The sequence below is a fragment of the Levilactobacillus tongjiangensis genome, assembly GCF_003946345.1.
Taxonomy (GTDB): Bacteria; Bacillota; Bacilli; order Lactobacillales; family Lactobacillaceae; genus Levilactobacillus; species Levilactobacillus tongjiangensis.
In genome coordinates, this window is sequence record NZ_RHNY01000007.1 from 83,452 (window position 1) to 103,598 (window position 20,147).

At 48.3% G+C, this 20,147-nt stretch carries 17 protein-coding genes; 16 read left to right on the top strand and 1 reads right to left on the bottom strand.

The genetic code is table 11. The features are described from left to right. Positions 1–109: 109 nt before the first annotated feature. From EKM75_RS05610 to EKM75_RS05650, 9 genes are all read left to right on the top strand, one after another. Positions 110–538, top strand: coding sequence for a bis(5'-nucleosyl)-tetraphosphatase (locus EKM75_RS05610; protein WP_125692827.1), 429 nt, complete (start codon positions 110–112; stop codon positions 536–538). Continuing rightward, complete coding sequence (locus EKM75_RS05615) at positions 528–1,103, top strand: nucleoside/nucleotide kinase family protein (RefSeq protein ID WP_125692829.1); 576 nt, start codon at positions 528–530, stop codon at positions 1,101–1,103. The genes EKM75_RS05610 and EKM75_RS05615 overlap by 11 nt, the downstream gene beginning before the upstream one ends. A 512-nt stretch (positions 1,104–1,615) precedes the next feature. After that, positions 1,616–2,074 (top strand): Fur family transcriptional regulator, encoded by a 459-nt coding sequence (locus EKM75_RS05620; protein WP_125683157.1) that lies wholly within the window; start codon positions 1,616–1,618, stop codon positions 2,072–2,074. A 77-nt stretch (positions 2,075–2,151) separates the two neighbouring features. Next, entirely contained in the window at positions 2,152–2,679 is a 528-nt protein-coding gene (locus tag EKM75_RS05625; protein ID WP_125692831.1) for a hypothetical protein, read from the top strand. A 20-nt stretch (positions 2,680–2,699) separates the two neighbouring features. Next, positions 2,700–3,632 carry a DUF6681 family protein gene (locus EKM75_RS05630; protein WP_125692833.1) on the top strand — a complete coding sequence of 311 codons (933 nt, stop codon included), beginning with the start codon at positions 2,700–2,702 and terminating at the stop codon, positions 3,630–3,632. A 713-nt stretch (positions 3,633–4,345) separates the two neighbouring features. Continuing rightward, positions 4,346–5,086, top strand: a complete 741-nt coding sequence (locus tag EKM75_RS05635; protein ID WP_125683163.1) for an amino acid ABC transporter ATP-binding protein — start codon at positions 4,346–4,348, stop codon at positions 5,084–5,086. A gap of 19 nt (positions 5,087–5,105) precedes the next feature. Further along, positions 5,106–5,942: a transporter substrate-binding domain-containing protein gene (locus EKM75_RS05640; protein ID WP_125692836.1), complete on the top strand. Its 837-nt coding sequence runs from the start codon at positions 5,106–5,108 to the stop codon at positions 5,940–5,942. Continuing rightward, positions 5,939–6,577, top strand: coding sequence for an amino acid ABC transporter permease (locus tag EKM75_RS05645; protein WP_125692838.1), 639 nt, complete (start codon positions 5,939–5,941; stop codon positions 6,575–6,577). The genes EKM75_RS05640 and EKM75_RS05645 overlap by 4 nt, the downstream gene beginning before the upstream one ends. A gap of 19 nt (positions 6,578–6,596) precedes the next feature. After that, on the top strand, positions 6,597–7,250 hold the full coding sequence (locus EKM75_RS05650; protein ID WP_191988796.1) for an amino acid ABC transporter permease: 654 nt from the start codon (positions 6,597–6,599) through the stop codon (positions 7,248–7,250). A gap of 529 nt (positions 7,251–7,779) precedes the next feature. On the opposite strand, the gene hflX is transcribed toward EKM75_RS05650, so the two are convergent. Then, positions 7,780–9,057, bottom strand: coding sequence for a GTPase HflX (hflX, locus tag EKM75_RS05655; protein WP_125692842.1), 1,278 nt, complete (start codon positions 9,055–9,057; stop codon positions 7,780–7,782). Positions 9,058–9,238: 181 nt separating this feature from the next. Here hflX and EKM75_RS05660 point away from each other — a divergent pair, with 181 nt between their 5' ends. From EKM75_RS05660 to EKM75_RS05690, 7 genes are all read left to right on the top strand, one after another. Beyond that, a complete protein-coding gene (locus tag EKM75_RS05660; protein WP_125692844.1) occupies positions 9,239–10,867 on the top strand; it encodes a peptide ABC transporter substrate-binding protein in 1,629 nt (542 codons plus the stop codon). A 1,328-nt stretch (positions 10,868–12,195) separates the two neighbouring features. Next, positions 12,196–13,821: a peptide ABC transporter substrate-binding protein gene (locus tag EKM75_RS05665; RefSeq protein WP_125683177.1), complete on the top strand. Its 1,626-nt coding sequence runs from the start codon at positions 12,196–12,198 to the stop codon at positions 13,819–13,821. Positions 13,822–14,260: 439 nt separating this feature from the next. Next, positions 14,261–15,889 carry a peptide ABC transporter substrate-binding protein gene (locus EKM75_RS05670; RefSeq protein ID WP_125692846.1) on the top strand — a complete coding sequence of 543 codons (1,629 nt, stop codon included), beginning with the start codon at positions 14,261–14,263 and terminating at the stop codon, positions 15,887–15,889. Between the two features lie 200 nt (positions 15,890–16,089). After that, complete coding sequence (gene opp3b, locus EKM75_RS05675) at positions 16,090–17,019, top strand: oligopeptide ABC transporter permease (RefSeq protein WP_125683181.1); 930 nt, start codon at positions 16,090–16,092, stop codon at positions 17,017–17,019. A gap of 11 nt (positions 17,020–17,030) precedes the next feature. Continuing rightward, complete coding sequence (locus EKM75_RS05680) at positions 17,031–18,056, top strand: ABC transporter permease (RefSeq protein ID WP_125692848.1); 1,026 nt, start codon at positions 17,031–17,033, stop codon at positions 18,054–18,056. A 13-nt stretch (positions 18,057–18,069) separates the two neighbouring features. Continuing rightward, positions 18,070–19,170: an ABC transporter ATP-binding protein gene (locus EKM75_RS05685; protein ID WP_125692850.1), complete on the top strand. Its 1,101-nt coding sequence runs from the start codon at positions 18,070–18,072 to the stop codon at positions 19,168–19,170. Then, on the top strand, positions 19,170–20,129 hold the full coding sequence (locus EKM75_RS05690; protein ID WP_125683187.1) for an ABC transporter ATP-binding protein: 960 nt from the start codon (positions 19,170–19,172) through the stop codon (positions 20,127–20,129). Before EKM75_RS05685 ends, EKM75_RS05690 begins: the two co-directional genes overlap by 1 nt. Positions 20,130–20,147 lie beyond the last annotated feature (18 nt).

Sequence of the window (20,147 nt, forward strand, 5' to 3'; positions counted from 1 at the left end):
CAATGAGAGTTGGGTAGACTTTTACCGAAAGTCAGATAAAATTACCCCACGCGCTTCGTTTTCGTTCTAAAATAGAGCCAGTATGAGTGAAATGAGGAGGCAAATAGCCATGATTACCGAAAGAGCCAGCGGTGCAGTGGTCTACCGTTTGGAAAACGACCAACCGCAATATTTATTATTAAAGAGTGCCACCAGTAATTTCTGGGGATTTCCCAAGGGCCACGTCGAAGGTACTGAGAGTGACATTGAAACGGCCGTTCGAGAGATTCGGGAGGAGACTAGTTTAGAGGTCGCCATCAATCCGGAATTCCACGCGGACTTAGATTACGATATGAAAAACGGTCATCACAAACACGTGGTTCTCTACACGGCGCTAGTTCCTGGCGACGTACAGATCAAACGGCAGGTGGAAGAAATCAGTGAATATGGCTGGTTTGACTTTGCCACGGCCCATGATAAGTTGACTTTTGATAATTTGAAGAGCCTGTTATCAATGGCGAATGACTATCTGACGGGGGACGCGCAGGATGGAGAATAAGGTCATCGTGATTACCGGTGCAACTGGGACCGGTAAGACGACCGTCCAAGATTATTTGGTCAGTCACTATCCAGTTACCAAGATCATTACCCACACCACCCGACCACCCCGTCAGGGCGAAGTTGATGGGACGGACTACTACTTTGAAACGGAAGAAAGTTTTCCCAAGAATCACTACCTGGAATCGGTGGTGTATGCAGGTTATCACTATGGTTCCTCGCGGGAGGGCATCACGGCGGGATTCAAACGCGCACCGTTCACGGCCATTGTTTTGGATGGCAAGGGTGCCATCACCTACGCGCAACAACTGGGTGAACAGGCAGTGATCCTCTTCCTAACGGTCAGCGACTCGGCCAAGTTGGCTCACCGCCTTTCCAAGCGGGGGGATGATGAGACCATGATGGCGCAACGGCTAGCCAGTCCGGAATACCATCGGGATCTGACCATGCCACTGGCGCTGCGAGGCCACGCTATTCAGCTGAACAATGACAACTGGGCACAGACTCAGGTGAAGCTGGATGAGCTGATGGCAGGGCTTCAGCGGTCTGAGGCAGCTGATAGTTGAGTTTCATCCTAAGTATGCTAAACTAACAAGGAATTCGGCAAAATATTGTTACCTTGGGTGTGTTAGGTTTACGCCTTACCGGGCAAGGAAAATAGGCTGGAACACTGTGAACACGATTTTGAGCCAAAGAGCGGTCTCAAAACTCGGTTCTACCTAACCACGGGAAAGCACCGTGCTAAGGTAGTGCCACGGCTGAGCCTATTTCCCTCGCCCTCACGGCTAACGGTGGTGGTATAATTTTTTGCCGGTTACTGGTGAATTAAGTAATCATTGAACTTAGTTAATTTTGTAATTGTGGCTAGTTTCAGCCTAGAGGGCGTCAAATATGGGCTCAGGCGCTTCGTTGTTCTTAGCCGTTTACGGCTTAGAACAAGGCCAAGCTTTGAGACTCACGTTGTTGGTGAGGCTCAAAGTTGTGCCGGCACCGTTCCAGCCCATATTTGGCGCCCGGCAAGGCGGACACACCCACAGTAAAAGAACAAGTAATCAATCAATGAAGGAGGCCGCCCATCATGGCAGAATCTTTAACCGCCGCTGTGACCATTTTGCGGAACAATAAATTGAAGCTGACCAAGCAACGGCACGCACTCTTAGAGTTTTTGCTGACCAACCAGGGCCACTACACGGATGTGGTGGCTGTGGATGCTTACATGCGGACGGAATTTCCGGGGATGAGTCATAACACGGTGTACCGCAACCTCAAGGAATTTGAAGAGGTGGGCATCGTTGAACAGAACACCGAACAAGAACGCGCGCGGGTCAAGTATCAGTGTGACTTCCATCACCAACATCATCACCACTTTATTTGTCAGCATTGTGGGAAGGTTATCGAGTTACAAATGTGCCCGATGGACTTTTTTACGGATCAATTACCTGGCGCTGAAATCACGGGACACAGCTTCGAATTGTATGGTCTGTGTGCCGAATGCAAAGCAGCTGGTGTGAGTGACCAAGACTTAGTCAAAAATTAAGAGAATTTTGAGAGATTTTTGGCTTAAATGTGGGACAATGAAGTCTAATTAGGTAAAGACGTAAGGAGGAATGACACATGGCGTACCGGACACCACCTTTTATCACGCCATTTGCAATTGTTTCGATGGCCCTGGCTCTCGGAGCAACGAACGTGGTGACGAACACGGTCACCAAGTCTAATGAAGGGGCCTCGCGGGTTTCCAACACCAGTTCATCATTAGTTAGTGGCCTATCATCGAACGATTCTAAAAAGAAAGACAGCGATGACAGTAGTAAGAAGGAGTCTGATTCTTCTAAGAAGGACAGCAGTAGCGATGAATCATCAGACAGTTCATCCACGGACACGCAAAGTTCTTCGGCGGACACGACTTCTGATACGGAATCATCCCACGCGACAACAACGGGGAATACTGGGACGACGTCTAAGAAGAAAAACTCTAGTTCAACGGCGACTAACAACAATAACAACACCAATGATACGACGGATGACACCACCGACAGTGGCAGCACGACTGGTGATACGACTGACGACACGCAGAGTGCCCAGACGTACAGTCATTCGGCGGCTAATACGACCGACGGCACAACCAGTGCAGGTCAATAAGAGAGGAGGGCGAATCATTTATGTTAAGTTTTCTTGATATGGTCAACCATTACTTGGGCTACATCAACGTCAGCGTAAAGATCAAGAACCGCATCTACGTTATTTTGGGGATGCTGGGGGATATTTACCTGTTCTATATCGGGATTCGTTACCTTCAAAATGGTCACCCGTTCTGGGGACTGTTGATTCTATTGATTGCGTTGGCCCTGTTATACTTTGAGTATTTAAACACCATCTATTATTTCACGGATAAAAAGGCACCGTTTGATATTTCGCCCAAGATTGAAAAGCTATTGCATATCAAACCCAAGGAAGCTGAGTTGGAAGATAGCAAGCATCACGCCATGCGTGGTGGGCGGAATATTCCGGCCAACGGCTACTTCGATGAGAAGAAAATTTTACCTGGTAAGTTAAAGTCTTCTGCTGTGGAAACACAAAATATCCAGACGTTGGCAACGCGCTTGCAGCAGAATCAGTTGCTAGCTATGGATTACTCTGGCTTAGGTGAACGTGAAATTATGGAACAGACGCAAAAGAACGGCAAACCCGTTTACGCGTCCGGTCCTGGTGCCATGATTCCTTACTTTGAGATGCAATCTGAAGGTAACCAACTGGTGGTCTATGCTGGGATGAATCAGGCCGAGAAACAACGGGTCGGTTCGGTTAGCACGGTGGGGCTGCAAGATGTCCAGGATGTGCGTGACCAATTCGAACTGTACTTAGCCAACGCAACCTTGGTTGGTGGGCCGTTCAAGGTCTTGGGACGGACCTCCCTGATTGAACAGCCCAATGACTTCCAAGTGGCGGTTCAGTTGGCCTACAAGCACAGCGATGATGTCTCAGCGACTGGTGACACCACGGTGTCAAGTCGGCGGCAACGTTATGATGAACCGTCAGCGGCCACGTCGAATGACGATGAGCCCATGACGCGGACATCGCGGTACCATCATTAAGTTTAGCTAGTTAATTAAAATATGACTGATTAGAGCACGTAACCGTGAAAGCGGGGACGGGCTCTTTTTTATTAGCAGTTGAAGGCTGAACTTGCTATGGCAAAAATATGAGCGTGTCTTTTCGCCTTACTGGCCGCTGGATTTGGGCTCACCCAGTATTTTGCAGTCGGCTGTCTGTTATCTATGGTACCGCCATAAGTGGCTCAACTGCCCCCAGGCAGGGACAAGCATGGTCACACTACAATTAGAGCTGGAGGAGGGCAGGGATGTAGCCAGCCGTGAAAGTGGTGTTGGCTGGTGACTTTCCAGCTTACAGCACGGGCGACTTTGAAGACACGTGGTTTTCGTGGCTTCAAATCGAGCGAGAAGACTGGTGTTCTGCCAGTCTGAAGCGTCCCCACAGCGGGTGGAATCCCTACCCTCCTCCGGCGGATGTCCAATTCACCAGCTTTAGGAGAATTATCATTGAAAACGGTCCCGTTGAGATAGTCACCGCACAATTTTTTTCAGACGAACCAAACCCGTGGTGGGGCTAAATTTTGGTAGGTTTAATCGTTAGCGGGGGTGGCCATCTTAAAGCTGTTTACTTTGACCGAGTAATTTTTTTGGTTTAAACTAAATTTTAGACACTATTATATCTGGTGGTCAAAACCAGTACAGGGCGCTAGTATACGGGCCTGACGGCGATACTTTAGCTAGTGGAGGGAATACTTATGTCAATGATTGAATTTCACAACGTGGAAAAGTACTACGGCAGCTTTCACGCCTTGCATAACATTAATTTGACGATTGAAGCCGGTGAAACCGTTGTTCTGATTGGACCTTCAGGGTCTGGGAAGTCAACGCTGATTCGGACCGTGAATGGTCTGGAACAGATTCGTCACGGGCAACTGATCGTTAACGGACAAGACCTGGCCAACCCCAAGACGGATATTAATCGAATCCGGAAAAACGTGGGAATGGTGTTCCAACACTTTAATTTGTACGCGAACAAGACGATTCTCGAAAACATTATGCTTTCGCCACGCATTGTTTTACACCGTGGTGAAGCGGAAAACAAAAAGGTCGCTATGGAAATGCTCGACCGAGTTGGTTTAGCAGACCAGGCACCGAAGATGCCATCTCAGCTTTCAGGGGGGCAACAGCAACGGATCGCCATTGCGCGTTCACTGGCCATGAAGCCTAAGTGTCTGTTGTTCGATGAACCAACCAGTGCGTTGGATCCTGAAATGATTGATGATGTGTTGAACGTTATGAAGACTATCGCCCGCGACTCCAGTATGACGTCCCTCGTGGTGACCCACGAAATGGGCTTTGCTCGTGAAGTGGCCAACCGGGTTATCTTTATGGCTGACGGGCGGATTCTGGAAGATGATAGCAAGGAGACTTTCTTTGACGGTGAGCCAACCAACGAACGTGCTCGTCAATTCTTAAGCAAGATCATCACACACTAATCAGGGGAGGAATTTAGCTATGAAAAGATTGATTCGAAATCTTGGCCTCTTGCTGACTCTGGTGGCGGTCTCCGTGATGGTGACGGCATGTGGCAGTCAGTCACTGGCGTCCAAAAACGTGCTGAAGACCGATCAACAATCTAAGACCGTTACCTGGGGTGTCAAAGCAGATACCCGGTTGTTTGGATTGTTAGACACGAAGGATGGCAAAATCAAAGGGTTTGAAATTGATTTGGCTAAGGCGTTGACCAAGCAAATGTTAGGCAAGAATGCCAAGGCAAAGTTTATTCAAGTAACGAGTTCGACACGGATCCCAATGCTGAAGAACGGTAACATTGATGCCATTATGGCCACCATGACCCCTTCACCAGAACGGCGGAAGCAAGTGTCTTTCTCAGATCAATATTTCCTGGCGGGCCAATCATTACTGGTCAAGAAGGGCAGTAGCATCAAAAACGTTAAAGATTTAAATGAACAAAAGGCCACCGTCTTAGGGGTCGTGGGTTCTGACTCCGTGCAAAACGTGGCCAAGGTCGCGCCGAACGCCAAGGTCCTACAACTGACTGACTACGCCCAAGCAATGACGGCGTTGAAGTCCGGTCAAGGCCAAGCATTGACGACTGATAATGGGATTCTGTATGGGATGTCCATTCAGAACCCGGGTTATGAAGTTACCAAGGGATCATTCGTTTCCGAACCTTATGGCATTGCCATCAATAAGAACCAAACGCAGTTCAGACTGGCTGTCAATCAAGCGTTGAAACAGGTCCGGGCTAGCGGCGAATACAACAAGATTCTTCACAAATGGTTCCACAACGTGAAGGGCTTCGACTACGAGGAGGCGGCTAAAGAATGATTCATATCTTTCAAGCATACGGAGGAACACTCCTCTATGGCCTAGGGCAAACGCTGTTATGTAGTGTGATTGCACTGGTCTTCAGTCTGATTCTTGGGACGTTCTTTGCTTTACTGGAAGAATCCCCTAATAAGTTTGGTCGCGCCGTTGCACGGATCTACATCGAGGTTTTCCGGAACATTCCGTTGCTGGTTATCACGATGTTCTTCTACGTGGTGTTCCCGCTCTACGTCATCAAAATGAACGGGTTTACTGCCGGCACGATTGGGTTAACACTCTATACGTCAGCGTTCATTGCTGAAACGGTCCGGGCCGGAATTGGGTCGGTTGACCCTGGTCAGATGGAAGGGGCCCGCGCCAACGGGTTATCTTTCTGGCAGGCCATGCGGTTCATTATTTTGCCGCAAGCCTTTCGCTACGTGATTCCGCCACTGGGCAATCAATTTGTGAACCTGGTCAAGAACTCCTCAACGTTGGCCTTTGTCGGCGGTTTCGATTTGATGTATCAGGGGAACGTGATTGCGTCTAATTCCTTGCAGACTATCGCGGCGTACGCCTCAGTTGGGGTGCTCTACCTGATTATCACGTTGCCTATCAGTTACTACATGCGCTACCTAGAAAAGCGTTTGGCTTAAGGGGAGGAGAATAAATATGCTGCAAAACTTTATTGGCGCTTACTCCCCAGATAACCTGCATTACCTGTTCGGGGGCCTGGGAATCACGTTGCTGGTTTCCATCGTGTCCATCGTTGGTAGCTTTATCATTGGCTCCATTCTGGGTATTATTCGCTACGTTAAAATTAAATATGTGTCCGCCATCATCGGGGTCATTATCGATGTCATTCGGAACTTACCGTTGATTTTAATCTTGTTCTTCACGTACTTTGGCCTGCCAAACCTGGGGGTCAAACCGGAAATTATTCCAGCGGCCATCTTGGCCATGACCATCTTTGAATCCACCATGTTAGCAGAAATTGTGCGTTCAGGGATTCAGGCTGTTGATCCCGGCCAGATGGAAGGGGCCCGAGCCAATGGGCTGACTTACTGGCAGGGACTCTGGTACATTGTGCTCCCACAGGCGTTGAACAAGATGATTCCCGCTATCGTGAGTCAGTTTATCTCGTTGGTGAAGGATACGTCCCTGGCAACGATTATTCTGTTACCAGAAATGTTGTACCGTTCACAGATCATTTACGGGCAGAACACCAATTACATCATTCCGATGTTCGTGGCTATTGCGGTGATGTACTTTATCGTTTGTTACCTGCTGTCCGTTCTTGCCCGTTACTTAGAAAAACGTCAGGCTTAATTTTTAGTCTTTGATTACGCCTCCAGGTTCCAGGGCAGGCGTGGGGATCGCCTGCGGCCTGAGAAGCGGTCCTCCGGATCGACTTGAAGCTTTGCTCAACCCGCAAATCTCCAAGCTTGTCCCGTGGTGTAACCTCGGAAAAAGCGCCGAGATAACACCACTTTCACTGCTGAAACCCGCCCTGACAACTTCCGGCTTATGTAGTGCTGAACTTCAGCCAACTGATTGTCCGACTGTTTGATTATCCAAGTTTTAAGCCGAGTAGTTGGATTTGTTAGCATTTAATCTATGTTTGATAAAATTTCGTCTAGCTTAGCCGAGAGGTCACAGCGGATGGGCTCAGGCGCCTCGTTCTTCTTAGCCGTTTACGGCTTAGAAGAAGACCAAGTTTTAAGAATCGTGTTTTTCGAGGCTTAAAATTGTGTCGGCACCGTTCCAGCCCATCCGGTGTGACCGGTAGGCGGTAATAGGACGCAAAAATGGCTTCCCAATCAAACCAGATTGGAAAGCCATTTTTTAATACGCTAGATTATTCAGTAACCACGTAGCGCTTAAATCGGTCGAAATCAGCCGATTGTAGTTCGACTCGTAAGGCCGTTCCTTCAGCCTCATAGTCCGTACTGAGGACGTTAGCGTGGTCGTTCAAGTACGCCACGACGTCGCCATCTGCGAACGGTACTAAGAAGTTAGCCGTTACGTAGTTGTGGAAGACCTTTTCCTTCATGGCCTGAACTAACAGGTCAACGGAGGCAGGGTCCTGCGCCGAGAGGACGAGTTGATCGCCTACGCGACTAGGGAATTCGGCATCCGTTAAGTCAGCCTTGTTGAAGACCGTGATCATTGGCACGTCAGTTACACCAATGTCCATCAGCGTCTTTTCCGTCGTGGCCATCATCGCTTCACGGTTCGGGTCAGCGTAGTCCACCACTTGAACCAACAGATCAGCATTCGCTGCTTCAGCCAGCGTTGAGCGGAAGGCTTTGACCAGTTGCGTTGGCAATTGGCTAACGAATCCGACCGTGTCACTCAGCAACAGTTTCTTTTGGTCGGGGAAGGTTAGTTGTCGCACGCTGGTGTCCAACGTGGCAAACAGCATGTTCTTGACGAAGACCTGTTTCTCTTCGCTCTTTCCAAATTCACGAACCAGGGCGTTCATCAACGTGGACTTGCCGGCGTTGGTATATCCAACCAAGGCCACGGAAGGGAGTTGATTACGTTCCCGTTGTTGGCGTTGGGTTGCGGCCGCTTGATTGATTTCTTTGAGTTCATGGTTGACGTGGTTGATGGACCGTTGAATGGTCCGCCGACTCATTTCAGTTTGAGATTCACCGGCACCACGGTTGGTAAAGCCACCGCCACCACCGCTCCCAGTCTGCTGATCCAGTCGTTGAGAAGCGCTGGTATGCAGGCGGGGGAGTTGGTATTGAAGCATGGCCAACTGAACTTGGAGTTTGGCTTCGCGAGACTGGGCCCGGTTCGCAAAGATTTCGAGGATCAAGCCGGTACGGTCCATGATACGGGCTTTAGTACCAGCCTCAAGATTCCGGATCTGACTAGGCGTCAGTTCGTCGTTGACGACAATCGTGTCAACACCATCATCGGCGACGATGGTTGCCAATTCCTCGACCTTCCCGGTACCGAAGTAAGTCCCAGGATTGGGTTTTGGTAAAGCTTGCTGAACTTCCTCAGCAACTGTCATATTGTTGGCTTCAACCAAATTTTTAAGTTCGGTCATTGAGTAGCCAAACGTTGCCTGACCGGCATTTAAACCAATCGTTATGACTGGTGTTCGTGGGGTTTCTTCCAAGAGATCACCCTCCTTTAAAGGTTATACGTTGAGTATAACATGGCAATCATTATTTGAATAAATATTAGCTAGTAAAACCATTTAATTAAAATCACCTATTGATTCTCATTATTTTATCATTTAGAATAGTCCTCGTTGTCTTTTTAAGGCAGATTATAAACTTAGAGGGGTCGGAATTTTTATGAAGGTTACCAGGATTGTCAAGCTAGGGGCAGTGGCCACGTTTGCCACGGTATTATTAGCCGCATGTGGCACTTCTTCCAGCAGTAGCAGTCAGGCTAAGGATCAAACCTTAACCTGGATGGAGAACTCAGCATTACCCACGATGGATATTTCTAAAGCAGTCGACAACGTGTCTGCTGAGACGCTGAACAACACGGGTGAGGGCCTATTGCGGGTCGGCAAAAAGAGCAGTTTACACCCTGGGGTTGCCAAAAGCTACAGTAAATCTAAAGACGGCAAGACGTACACGTTTAATCTTCGAAAATCTAAGTGGAGTAACGGCGATCCAGTAACGGCTAAGGATTTTGTCTATTCCTGGCAACGGACCGTTAATCCTAAGACGGCTTCCGAATACGCCTATCTCTTTGCGGACGTCGAGAATGCGAATGCCATTATGAAGAGTAAAAAGGCGGTGTCCACGCTGGGGGTCAAGGCAGTGGGAAAGTACCAATTCGTCGTTCACCTGACGCATCCAGTCAGCTACTTTCCTAACCTGGTTGCGGGGACCACGTTCTTCCCACAGGACCAGAAAGTTGTTGAAAAGTACGGCAAGCAGTACGCCGGCAATGCCCAACAAAATGTGTATAACGGGCCATTTAAGCTGACCTACTGGACGGGGACTTCTGACAACTGGACGTTAACTAAGAACGCGTCTTATTGGAACGCCAAGCGGGTGAAGTTGCATCACGTTAAATTTGAGGCCGTCAAGGATCCTCAGACGGCGCTGAGTCAGTACCAGAGTGGCAAGCTGGACGCCATTTATTTGAGCGGTCAACAACCAAAGAACTATAAAAACAGTAAGGAATACGTCTCACGGACTAGTGCCCGGGCGACGTACATTGAAGTCAATCAACGTAAAGATACCATGATGAAGAACAAGAAGACACGTCAAGCACTTTCACTGGCCATCAACCGGCAACAATTTACCAACAAGGTGATGGACGATGGGTCAGTCGCTCCAACTGGTTTGGTTACCGATGGTCTGGCTTCATACAAGGGCAAGGACTTTGCGGCGTCAGCCAAGGTACCAGCTGGTACTAGCCAGAACTTGAAGAAGGCTAAGCGGTTGTGGCAAGAAGCCTTGAAGGAAACCGGTCGCAAGAGTTATAGCATGACCTTGACCGCAGATGATACGGCCGCAGGGAAGAATTCGACCGAGTTTGTCCAAAGTCAGTGGGCGAAGTTACCTGGACTGAAGGTCACCAACGCTAACGTCCCATACAAGACGGTGCTAGCGCGGTGTGCCAGTGGGGACTTTGATTCCATTGTCACCGCTTGGGGCGCCGACTTTGCTGACCCAATCACGTTCCTTCAGCTCTTTACGACTGGGAACTCCTACAACGAAGGCAAGTGGTCCAACAAGTCCTATGACCGTCTGATCAAGGCAGCAACTGGTTCAGATGCCAACCGGGCTGGTCAACGTTGGCAAGATTTGATCAAGGCACAGAAGGTTCTGTTAAACGATCAAGGCATCATTCCGTTCTATCAGAACGGGAAGCCACAGCTGGTGAAGTCTAGTGTGAAGGGTGTCGTTTACTTCCCAGTTGGCGCTAACTGGGACTTCAGCCGGGCTTACATTGCTAAGTAATCATTGCTTGTCGCCTTACCGGGCGGAGAAAATAGGCTGGAACGCTGTGAACACGATTTCGAGCCGAAGGACGGTCTCGAAACACGGTTCTGCCTAACCACAGGAAATCCCGTGCTAAGGCAGTGCCACGGCTGAGCCTATTTTCCCTGCCCTCCCGGCTAACATAGTGATGGTTTAGCAGATGAGCTGTTGGATTGTGTCTTTCCTAGCTAACATGAATTAGTAAACTAAGTTACCCGTAAGTTGTGCCACCAACACCCAGCAGACAGCGCCCCGTGGGGCAGACCTGAAGCCTGAGAATCGGTCTTCAGGGCACCTTCGAACCTCACCAAAATCGTGCGTTTCAAAGATTGACCGCGCTCTAAGCAGGGCTAGTTCACCCAGCTAAAACCGCCGACACGGGGCACTATCTGCTAGGTGCTGGCTCGATGTGGGTCATTGTACGCATACTGGTTATGTTAAGGTGGAATTGTCAGCTTGAGTATGATCAACCTAAAATTTAATCAGATAAAAGGTCACGGGAAATAGCTTTCCGTGACCTTTTTGTCTGATTTCAGTTATCTAAATCTAAAGGTTTAAGCCGTGACACACACTATGCCTGATACAGCAAGAATTGGGGTTTAGTCAAACGTAGTGGGAAATTGCCGCCTTACCGTTCGCCAAATTTGGACTGGAACGCGGTGGGAAGGACGGGACAAGCCAAAGGGCGGTCTTGCCCCTCGCTTGAAGCCGCAAAGCACGTCTTCAAGTCGCCATTTTCAAGAAAATCACTTAAAAATCCCACGGCTTAGTCCAAATTTGGTTCACTCTCGGCTACCTAGTTGAGCGTCAATAATATTGCGTAAGTGCTGTCATTTAAGCTAGCCTAGTTTTCTAAGAACCCGTTTAACCGGAGGCAGTCAGAGGTGGAGCTTGCTGTGTCGACGCTGTTAGCCGATTTTCGGCTTACAGCGTGGGACGTGTTTGAAGACTGGTGGTTTTTCCAGGCTTCAAACCGAGCCGAAGGACCGCTTTTCAGGCCGGAGGCGTTCCCCACAGCAGGTGGAACCTCTGACCGCCGCAGGTGGCAGGGTGAGGCTATTTTTAAGTCGATAATGGTTTTCGAACTTTCAATTTTTAGTGATTAAAATGACTAAACCTTAGAAAATCCTTAGAATTTCTAATTGAAATTAAATATTTTATTTGGCCTGGTAAGGGCGGTATTAAAGTATTTGCAATGACCTGAACAAATTAATATTAAATTTCGCTATTGATTCTAATTGTTTTATCATTTAATATATCCTCAACGCTTAGTTTCCTAAGTATTTACATAGAGGGGTCGGAATTGTATGAAGGTTAAGTCAATTGTTAAGTTAGGGACGGTGGCGTCGCTGGCGACTGTGTTACTCGCAGCGTGCGGCACCTCCTCAAGCAGTAGTAAGGCTAAGGATCAAACCTTACACCTCATGGAGACGTCATCACTGTCCTCCATGGATAACGCCAAGGCCACGGATATTATTTCCGGTGAAACGCTGAACAACACAGGTGAGGGCCTGTTACGATTTGGCAAGAACAGCAAGACGTTACCAGGACTAGCGAAGAGTTATTCCAAATCCAAAGACGGATTGACTTACACGTTTAACCTGCGGAAGTCACAATGGAGTAATGGTGAGAAGGTCACTGCACAAGACTTCGTTTACTCATGGCAGCGGACGATTGCCCCTAAAACGGGTTCACAGTACGCTTACCTGTACGCAGATATCAAGAATGCCAACGCTATCATGAAGAACAAGAAGCCAGCTTCAGCCTTAGGGGTCAAGAAGGACGGCGACTACAAGTTGGTTGTCACACTGGAACACCCAGTTAGTTACTTCCCAACGCTGGTTGCCCAACAATGTTTCTACCCCGTTAACAAGAAAGCCGTTGATAAGTACGGCAAGAAGTTTGCGACGGATGCTAAGCACAACGTCTACAATGGGCCGTTCAAGTTGACCAAGTGGTCCGGAACCTCCGACGACTGGACTTTAACCAAGAACCCGAAGTACTGGGATGCTAAGGTCGTCAAATTACAACACGTTAAGTACAGCGCTGTGAAGGACCCACAAACTGCTTTGAGTCAGTACCAAAGTGGCAAGTTAGACGCTATCTTCCTGAGTGGGCAACAACCTAAGAACTACAAGAATAACAAGGACTTCCACTCACGGGTCAGCTCACGGATCACCTACGTTGAACTGAACCAACGGAAGGATACCATGCTCAAAAACAAGAAGGCGCGTCAAGCCTTATCCATGGTCATCAACCGGCAACAATATGTCAACAAAGTTATGCAAGATGGTTCAAAGGCAGCCACGGGGATCGTTTCCTCTGGGTTAGCTATCCGTAACGGCAAGGACTTCTCTAAGACGGCCTCCGTTCCATCAGCCACCTCGTACAACTTAGACAAGGCGAAGACCCTTTGGAAGCAAGCCTTAAAGGAAACTGGTCGGAAGAGCTACTCGATTACCTTGTTAGCTGACGATACGCCAGCCGGTAAGAGTGCGACTGAGTACATTCAAAGTCAGTGGGCTAAATTGGATAACTTCAAGGTTACCAACTCCAACATTCCTTACAAGACACGGTTATCTCGCTCACAAAATGGTCAATTTGAAGCCGTTGTCAGTGGGTGGAGTGCCGACTTCCCAGACCCAATCACCGACCTGTCCCTGTTCACAACCGGGAACACGTACAACAACGGGAGATGGTCTTCCAAGTCTTACGACAAGTTGATCGACGAAGCAACGACGACCAACGCCAACAAGCCTAGTGCTCGGTGGCAGAACCTGGTTGACGCCCAGAAGGTTATGCTGAAGGACCAAGGGATCATTCCAGTTTACCAGACGGGGATGCCACAATTGATGAAGTCTAAGGTCAAGGGTGTCGTCTACTTCCCAGTTGGCGCTAACTGGGATTACAGCCGGGCCTACATCGCTAAGTAACTGATTAGCGTAAAGATAGACGGTGTCATCAGCAATTGCCTTACACGGCCATTTAGAGGCCCTCTGGCCGATCCACTTTAATCGGTGGCTGAACTGACCTGATTGGGAGAACAACTTTAACAAAATTATGAGAGCGGTGAATCGGGGTGACCTGATTCACCGCTTTTTAGGCGGAAAATGGATATTAACCGTGTAGTGATTGTAAATTCCGGCTAATTGTTGTATATGTTATACAAGAAAAGGGTGTTTTACCTGTATAAAATGTGAAATCAAATTTTAATTTTTATTTTGAAACGCCTATGTATCAAGCTTTGTGAAAACTATTTTAAACTAAATTAGTAATTAGCATTGATTTTAATGGTTTTCTAATATACAATTGGAAACATCAAATTTGAGGTGTCAATTTATTTCTCAAACAACTAAGAGGGGTTGGATTTAAATGAAGATCAATTCGGCAGTCAAATTAGGGACAGTCGCAACGTTCGCCGCAGTATTGTTGGCAGCGTGTGGCTCATCCTCAAGCAGTTCCAGCGAGGCAAGTAAACAAACCTTAAACTGGATGGAAAACTCAGCATTACCATCAATGGACTTATCTACGTCCACCGACGTTGTTTCAGGGGAAACAGAAAACAACACCAACGAAGGTTTACTGCGTTTCGGTAAGAACAGTAAGACTCTTCCTGGTGTCGCCAAGAGTTATACCAAGTCTAAAGACGGTAAGACCTACACCTTCAACTTACGTAAGTCTAACTGGAGTAACGGTGACAAAGTAACCGCTAAAGATTTCGTTTATGCCTGGCAACGCACCGTCAATCCTAAGACCGCTTCACAATATTCTTACATGTATGCGCAAGTTAAGAACGCTAACGCCATCATTGCCAAGAAGAAGCCTGTCTCTAGTTTAGGGGTTAAGGCGGTTGGCAATTACAAGCTGGTCGTTACCTTAACGCAAGCAACTAGTTACTTCCCAGCACTGGTTGCTAGCCCAATGTTCTTCCCACAAAACCAATCAGTTGTTCAAAAGTACGGTAAGAAATACGCTACGAACGCTGCCAGCAACGTCTACAACGGCCCATTCAAATTGACTTACTGGACCGGGACGTCTGATAACTGGACCTTGAGCAAAAACACTAAGTACTGGAACGCAAAGAATGTTAAACTAAAGAAGATCAACTTCAAGACGATGAAGGATCCACAAACTTCATTGAGCCAGTACCAGAGTGGCAAGCTTGACGCAACTTACTTGAGTGGTCAACAACCAAAGAACTACAAGAACAGTAAGCAATACGTTGAACGGAAGAGTGCTTCAACCTTCTACATTGAATTGAACGAAAAGAAAGATTCAATGATGAAGAACAAGAAGGCTCGTCAAGCCTTATCATTAGCTATCAACCGGAACCAATTCGTCAACAAGGTCTTAGCCGATGGCTCAACTGCTGCGAAGGGCTTAGTATCAACTGGTTTAGCTTCTAAGAATGGCAAAGACTTCAACACTGCAGCCGCCGTTCCTTCCGCTACCACCCAAGACTTGACCAAGGCTAAGAAGCTTTGGAAGCAAGCTTTGAAGGAAACCGGTCGGAAGAGCTACTCACTTACCTTAATGGCTGACGATACGCCAGCTGGTAAGAACTCTGCTGAATTCATCCAAAGTCAATGGGCTAAGTTGGACGGCTTGAAGGTTACCAACAGTAACTTACCATTCAAGACGCGGCTTGCTCGTTCACAAGATGGGCAATTCGATGCCGTTATCTCCGCATGGGGTGCCGACTTCCCAGACCCAATCTCATTCTTGTCCCTGTTTACTTCTGGTAACTCATACAACAACGGGAAATGGGCTTCAAAGAGCTACGACAAGTACGTCAAGGCTGCATCTGGTAAGGATGCGAACAACGCTGACGCTCGTTGGAGTGACATGGTCAACGCACAAAAGACCATCTTGAACGACCAAGGAATCATCCCCGTTTACCAACAAGGTAAAGCACAATTGGTTAAATCCAATGTTAAGGGCTTGATCTACTTCCCAACCGGCGCTAACTGGGACTTCAGTTCAGCTTACATTTCTAAGTAAGTCACGTATTAATCAGTTATTACTCGTTGGGTGAGAGCCCAACATAATAAGCTTTATCGGAGAGTAAGGATTGACGCGAAGTTGGTCCTTACTTTTCGGTATTATTGCAATCATTTATCATCTTGTTGTTTTCGTGGAGTTTTTGTTAAGTTCAACAACTTAACGGTAACGAATAAGTCTACTGATTGAGAGGTAAACAAATGGCAAAGTACCTAGCAAAGCGGATCTTTTATCTGGTCCTGACCTTATTCATCGTTATTACCGTGACGTTCTTCCTAATGAAGTTGTTACCCGGGACGCCACTGACCAACCAAGCTAAATTGTCCAAGAGTCAGATTGCTCTGATTTATGAACAATATGGCTTGAACAAGCCAGTTTGGCAACAGTACCTGCTGTACCTAGCGGGTGCCGTCCGAGGCAACTTCGGAACGTCCTTCCAATTCAGTGACCAACCCGTTTCCTACCTGTTATCAAGTCGGATCGGACCATCCTTGCAGATTGGGCTGCAAGCCATGATCTTTGGGGTTATCATTGGGATCATCGTTGGTTCATTTGGGGCGATGAAACAAAACACGTGGGTTGATACTTCAGCCACGTTCGTATCCATCTTAGGGATTTCTATTCCTTCCTTCGTCTTGGCCGTCTTACTCCAGTACTACCTGGGGTTAAAGCTCGGCTGGTTCCCCATTGCTGAATGGGGTGGCTTCATCTACACGGTGCTGCCAACCTTAGCGTTGGGCGCGACGCCGTTAGCTGAGTCGGCCCGGTTCGTCCGAACCGAAATGGTCGACGTGCTCAGTTCGGATTACATCGAACTGGCCAAGGCCAAGGGACTGAGTCGCACGGGGGTTATTTACCACCATGCGCTGCGGAACAGTTTGATTCCTTTGATTACGATTGTTGGACCGTTAGCCGTAAACATCATGACTGGGTCGATGGTTGTTGAAAACATCTTCTCCATTCCTGGTATCGGGGAACAATTCGTCAAGTCCGTCTTGACCAACGATTACCCAACCATCATGGGACTGACCATCATCTATTCATTTATGCTCTGTGTCGTTCTGTTGTTCACCGATATCCTTTACGGAATCGTTGACCCACGGATTCGGATCACAGGAAAGGCTAACTAGGAGGTAAATAAATGGCAGATACAGTAAAACTCCCTGAAGATAGCTTTAAGCCGATTTCGGCCGATGACCGGACGGCGTTAGACAGTGAAAAAATCGCGGCGCCTTCTTTAACCTTCGCCCAAGATGCATGGCGGCGGTTACGGAAGAACAAAGGGGCTTGGATCTCATTGATTGTGCTGGCCATCGTCTTCATCATGGCTTTCGGTTCAATCTTTGTCTCACCACACGATCCCAACGCCGTTAATCCTTCCTACGCCAACTTACCATCTAAGATTCCCGGTATTGGTATCAACGGATTCAACGGGACCTTAGTGCAAGCTGGTCAACGGGTCGACGCCTACAAACAAGCAGGCGCTTCAAACTTACATTACATCATGGGGACCGACTACTTAGGTCGGGACCTGTTCTCTCGGGTCCTTTACGGGACACGGATTTCTCTGATCATCGCGTTAGTCGCGACCCTCTTTGACTTAACGATTGGGGTCACGTATGGGATGTTCTCAGGATGGAAGGGTGGTCGCATTGATACCATCATGCAACGGATCATTGAAATCATCCTGTCCATCCCTAACTTAGTTGTGATTGTGTTACTGATCTTGATCCTGAAACCAGGGATGACCTCGATCATCATCGCCATCGCGCTGACGTCCTGGACCAACATGGCCCGGCTAGTTCGAGCGCAGACGATGGAGTTAAAGGAGCAGGAGTTCATCCTAGCGGCGAGAACGCTGGGAGAACGGCCGATGCAGATTGCCTTTAAACACTTGCTCCCGAACTTGTCGAGTGTGATCATCATCAACACGATGTTCACGATCCCCAACGCCATCTTCTTCGAAGCCACCCTGTCCTACATTGGGATTGGGATTTCCTCACCACAGGCTTCACTAGGGACGTTGTTGAACGATGGGCAGAAGAACTTCCAGTTCTTACCATATCAAATGTGGTGGCCAGCTCTGGTCCTTTCCATCATCATGTTAGCCTTTAACCTCTTAGGTGATGGCTTGCGGGATGCCTTTGACCCACGGACGAAAGAGTAGGTGAAGTAACGTCATGGAGAACGAAAAAAACATTTTGGAAGTACGTAACCTTCAAGTAAATTTCAAAACCTATGCCGGTGACGTTAAGGCTATTCGGGACGTGAGTTTTGATTTACGTAAAGGTGAGACCCTGGCTATCGTTGGTGAATCTGGTTCTGGTAAGTCCGTTACAACGCGGACTATCATGGGATTGAACGCCTCCAACGCTGACATTGCTAGTGGGACGATCAAGTACAAGGGTGACGACCTCTTAAAGAAGTCGGAAAAGGAAATGGAAGCCATTCGGGGACAAGATATCGCCGAAATCTTCCAAGACCCAATGACGTCCTTGGACCCAACCATGAAGATCGGTCGGCAAATTGCTGAACCCTTGATGGTTCATAAGGGTATGAAGAAAGAAAAAGCCTTGGCGCAAGCCTTGGAAATGATGAAATTAGTTGGGATCACTGACGCCGAAAACCGGATCAATGATTATCCGCACCAATTCTCTGGTGGGATGCGGCAACGGATCGTGATTGCGATTGCGTTGGTCAACTACCCAGAAATTCTGATTGCCGATGAACCCACGACCGCTTTGGACGTGACGATTCAGGCACAAATCTTGAACTTGATGAAGGAACTGCAAGACAAGATTTCAACCTCCATCATCTTCATCACTCATGACTTGGGTGTTGTGGCCGGGATGGCTGACCGAGTTGCCGTTATGTACGCGGGTAAAATCGTGGAATACGGAACGGTCGACGAAATCTTCTACAACCCGAAGCACCCGTACACGTGGGGTCTGTTAAGCTCGATGCCAACCATGGATACTGGTGGCGATGAATTGCCATCAATTCCTGGGACGCCACCTGACTTATTGGACCCACCAAAGGGGGACGCTTTTGCCGCCCGGAACGCGTACGCTTTGAAGATCGATACCGAGAAGGAACCACCTTTCTTCAAGGTCTCCGACACGCACTACGCTGCCACTTGGTTGATGCATCCAGATGCGCCTGAAGTCACTCCACCTGCACAAATCGTGGAGCGGCAAAAGAAGTACGCTGACATGCAATCTAAGTTGGTACAAACACAACGGACAACTGGTCCGGTTGAAGAAGAGGAGGAACAGCAATAATGGATTACGAAAATGCCGAGAAAATCCTCGAGGTCAAGCACCTCAAACAATACTTCAACGTGGGCAAGAAGGATGAAGTCCGGGCCGTTGACGATATCTCCTTTGATATCTACAAGGGTGAAACCTTTGGGTTAGTTGGTGAATCCGGTTCTGGGAAGACCACGACCGGTCGGGCCATCATTCACTTGTACGAACCAACGTCTGGTGAAATCCTGTTCAACGGGAAGAACGTCGATAACTTTAAGAGTAAGTCTGACCAACGTGAATTCCGTCAGGACATGCAGATGATCTTTCAAGATCCCTACGCTTCATTGAACCCTCGGATGAAGGTCAAGGACATCGTGGCCGAAGGGATCGATATCAACCATTTGGCTAAAGATGATGCCGACCGTTCCAAGCGGGTAGAAGACCTGTTGGAAACCGTTGGGTTGAACAAAGACCATTCTAGTCGTTACCCCCACGAATTCTCTGGTGGGCAGCGGCAACGGATCGGGATTGCACGGGCTTTGGCCGTGGATCCTAAGTTCGTGATCGCCGATGAACCGATCTCCGCTTTGGACGTTTCCATTCAAGCCCAAGTGGTTAACTTGATGAAGAAGCTCCAGCGGGAGCAGGGCTTAACGTACCTGTTCATCGCCCATGACCTCTCCATGGTGAAGTACATCTCCGATCGGATCGGGGTTATGCACTACGGCCGGATGTTGGAAATCGCCGACTCTGACGAAATCTACGCCCACCCACTGCACGACTACACCAAGAGTTTACTGTCTGCCGTCCCAATTCCTGATCCAGAGTTCGAACGGACTCGTGAGGAAATTTCGTACGACGGTTCCGGTGAAAATGATGGGAAGGAACGTCACTTGGTTGAAATTTCTCCTCGTCACTGGGTTCGAGCTGCCGAAGATGAAATCGACATGTATACCAAGCGGGCACATGCCGCATCCTTAATTCACGATTAGTCTTTAAAAGACAACCAG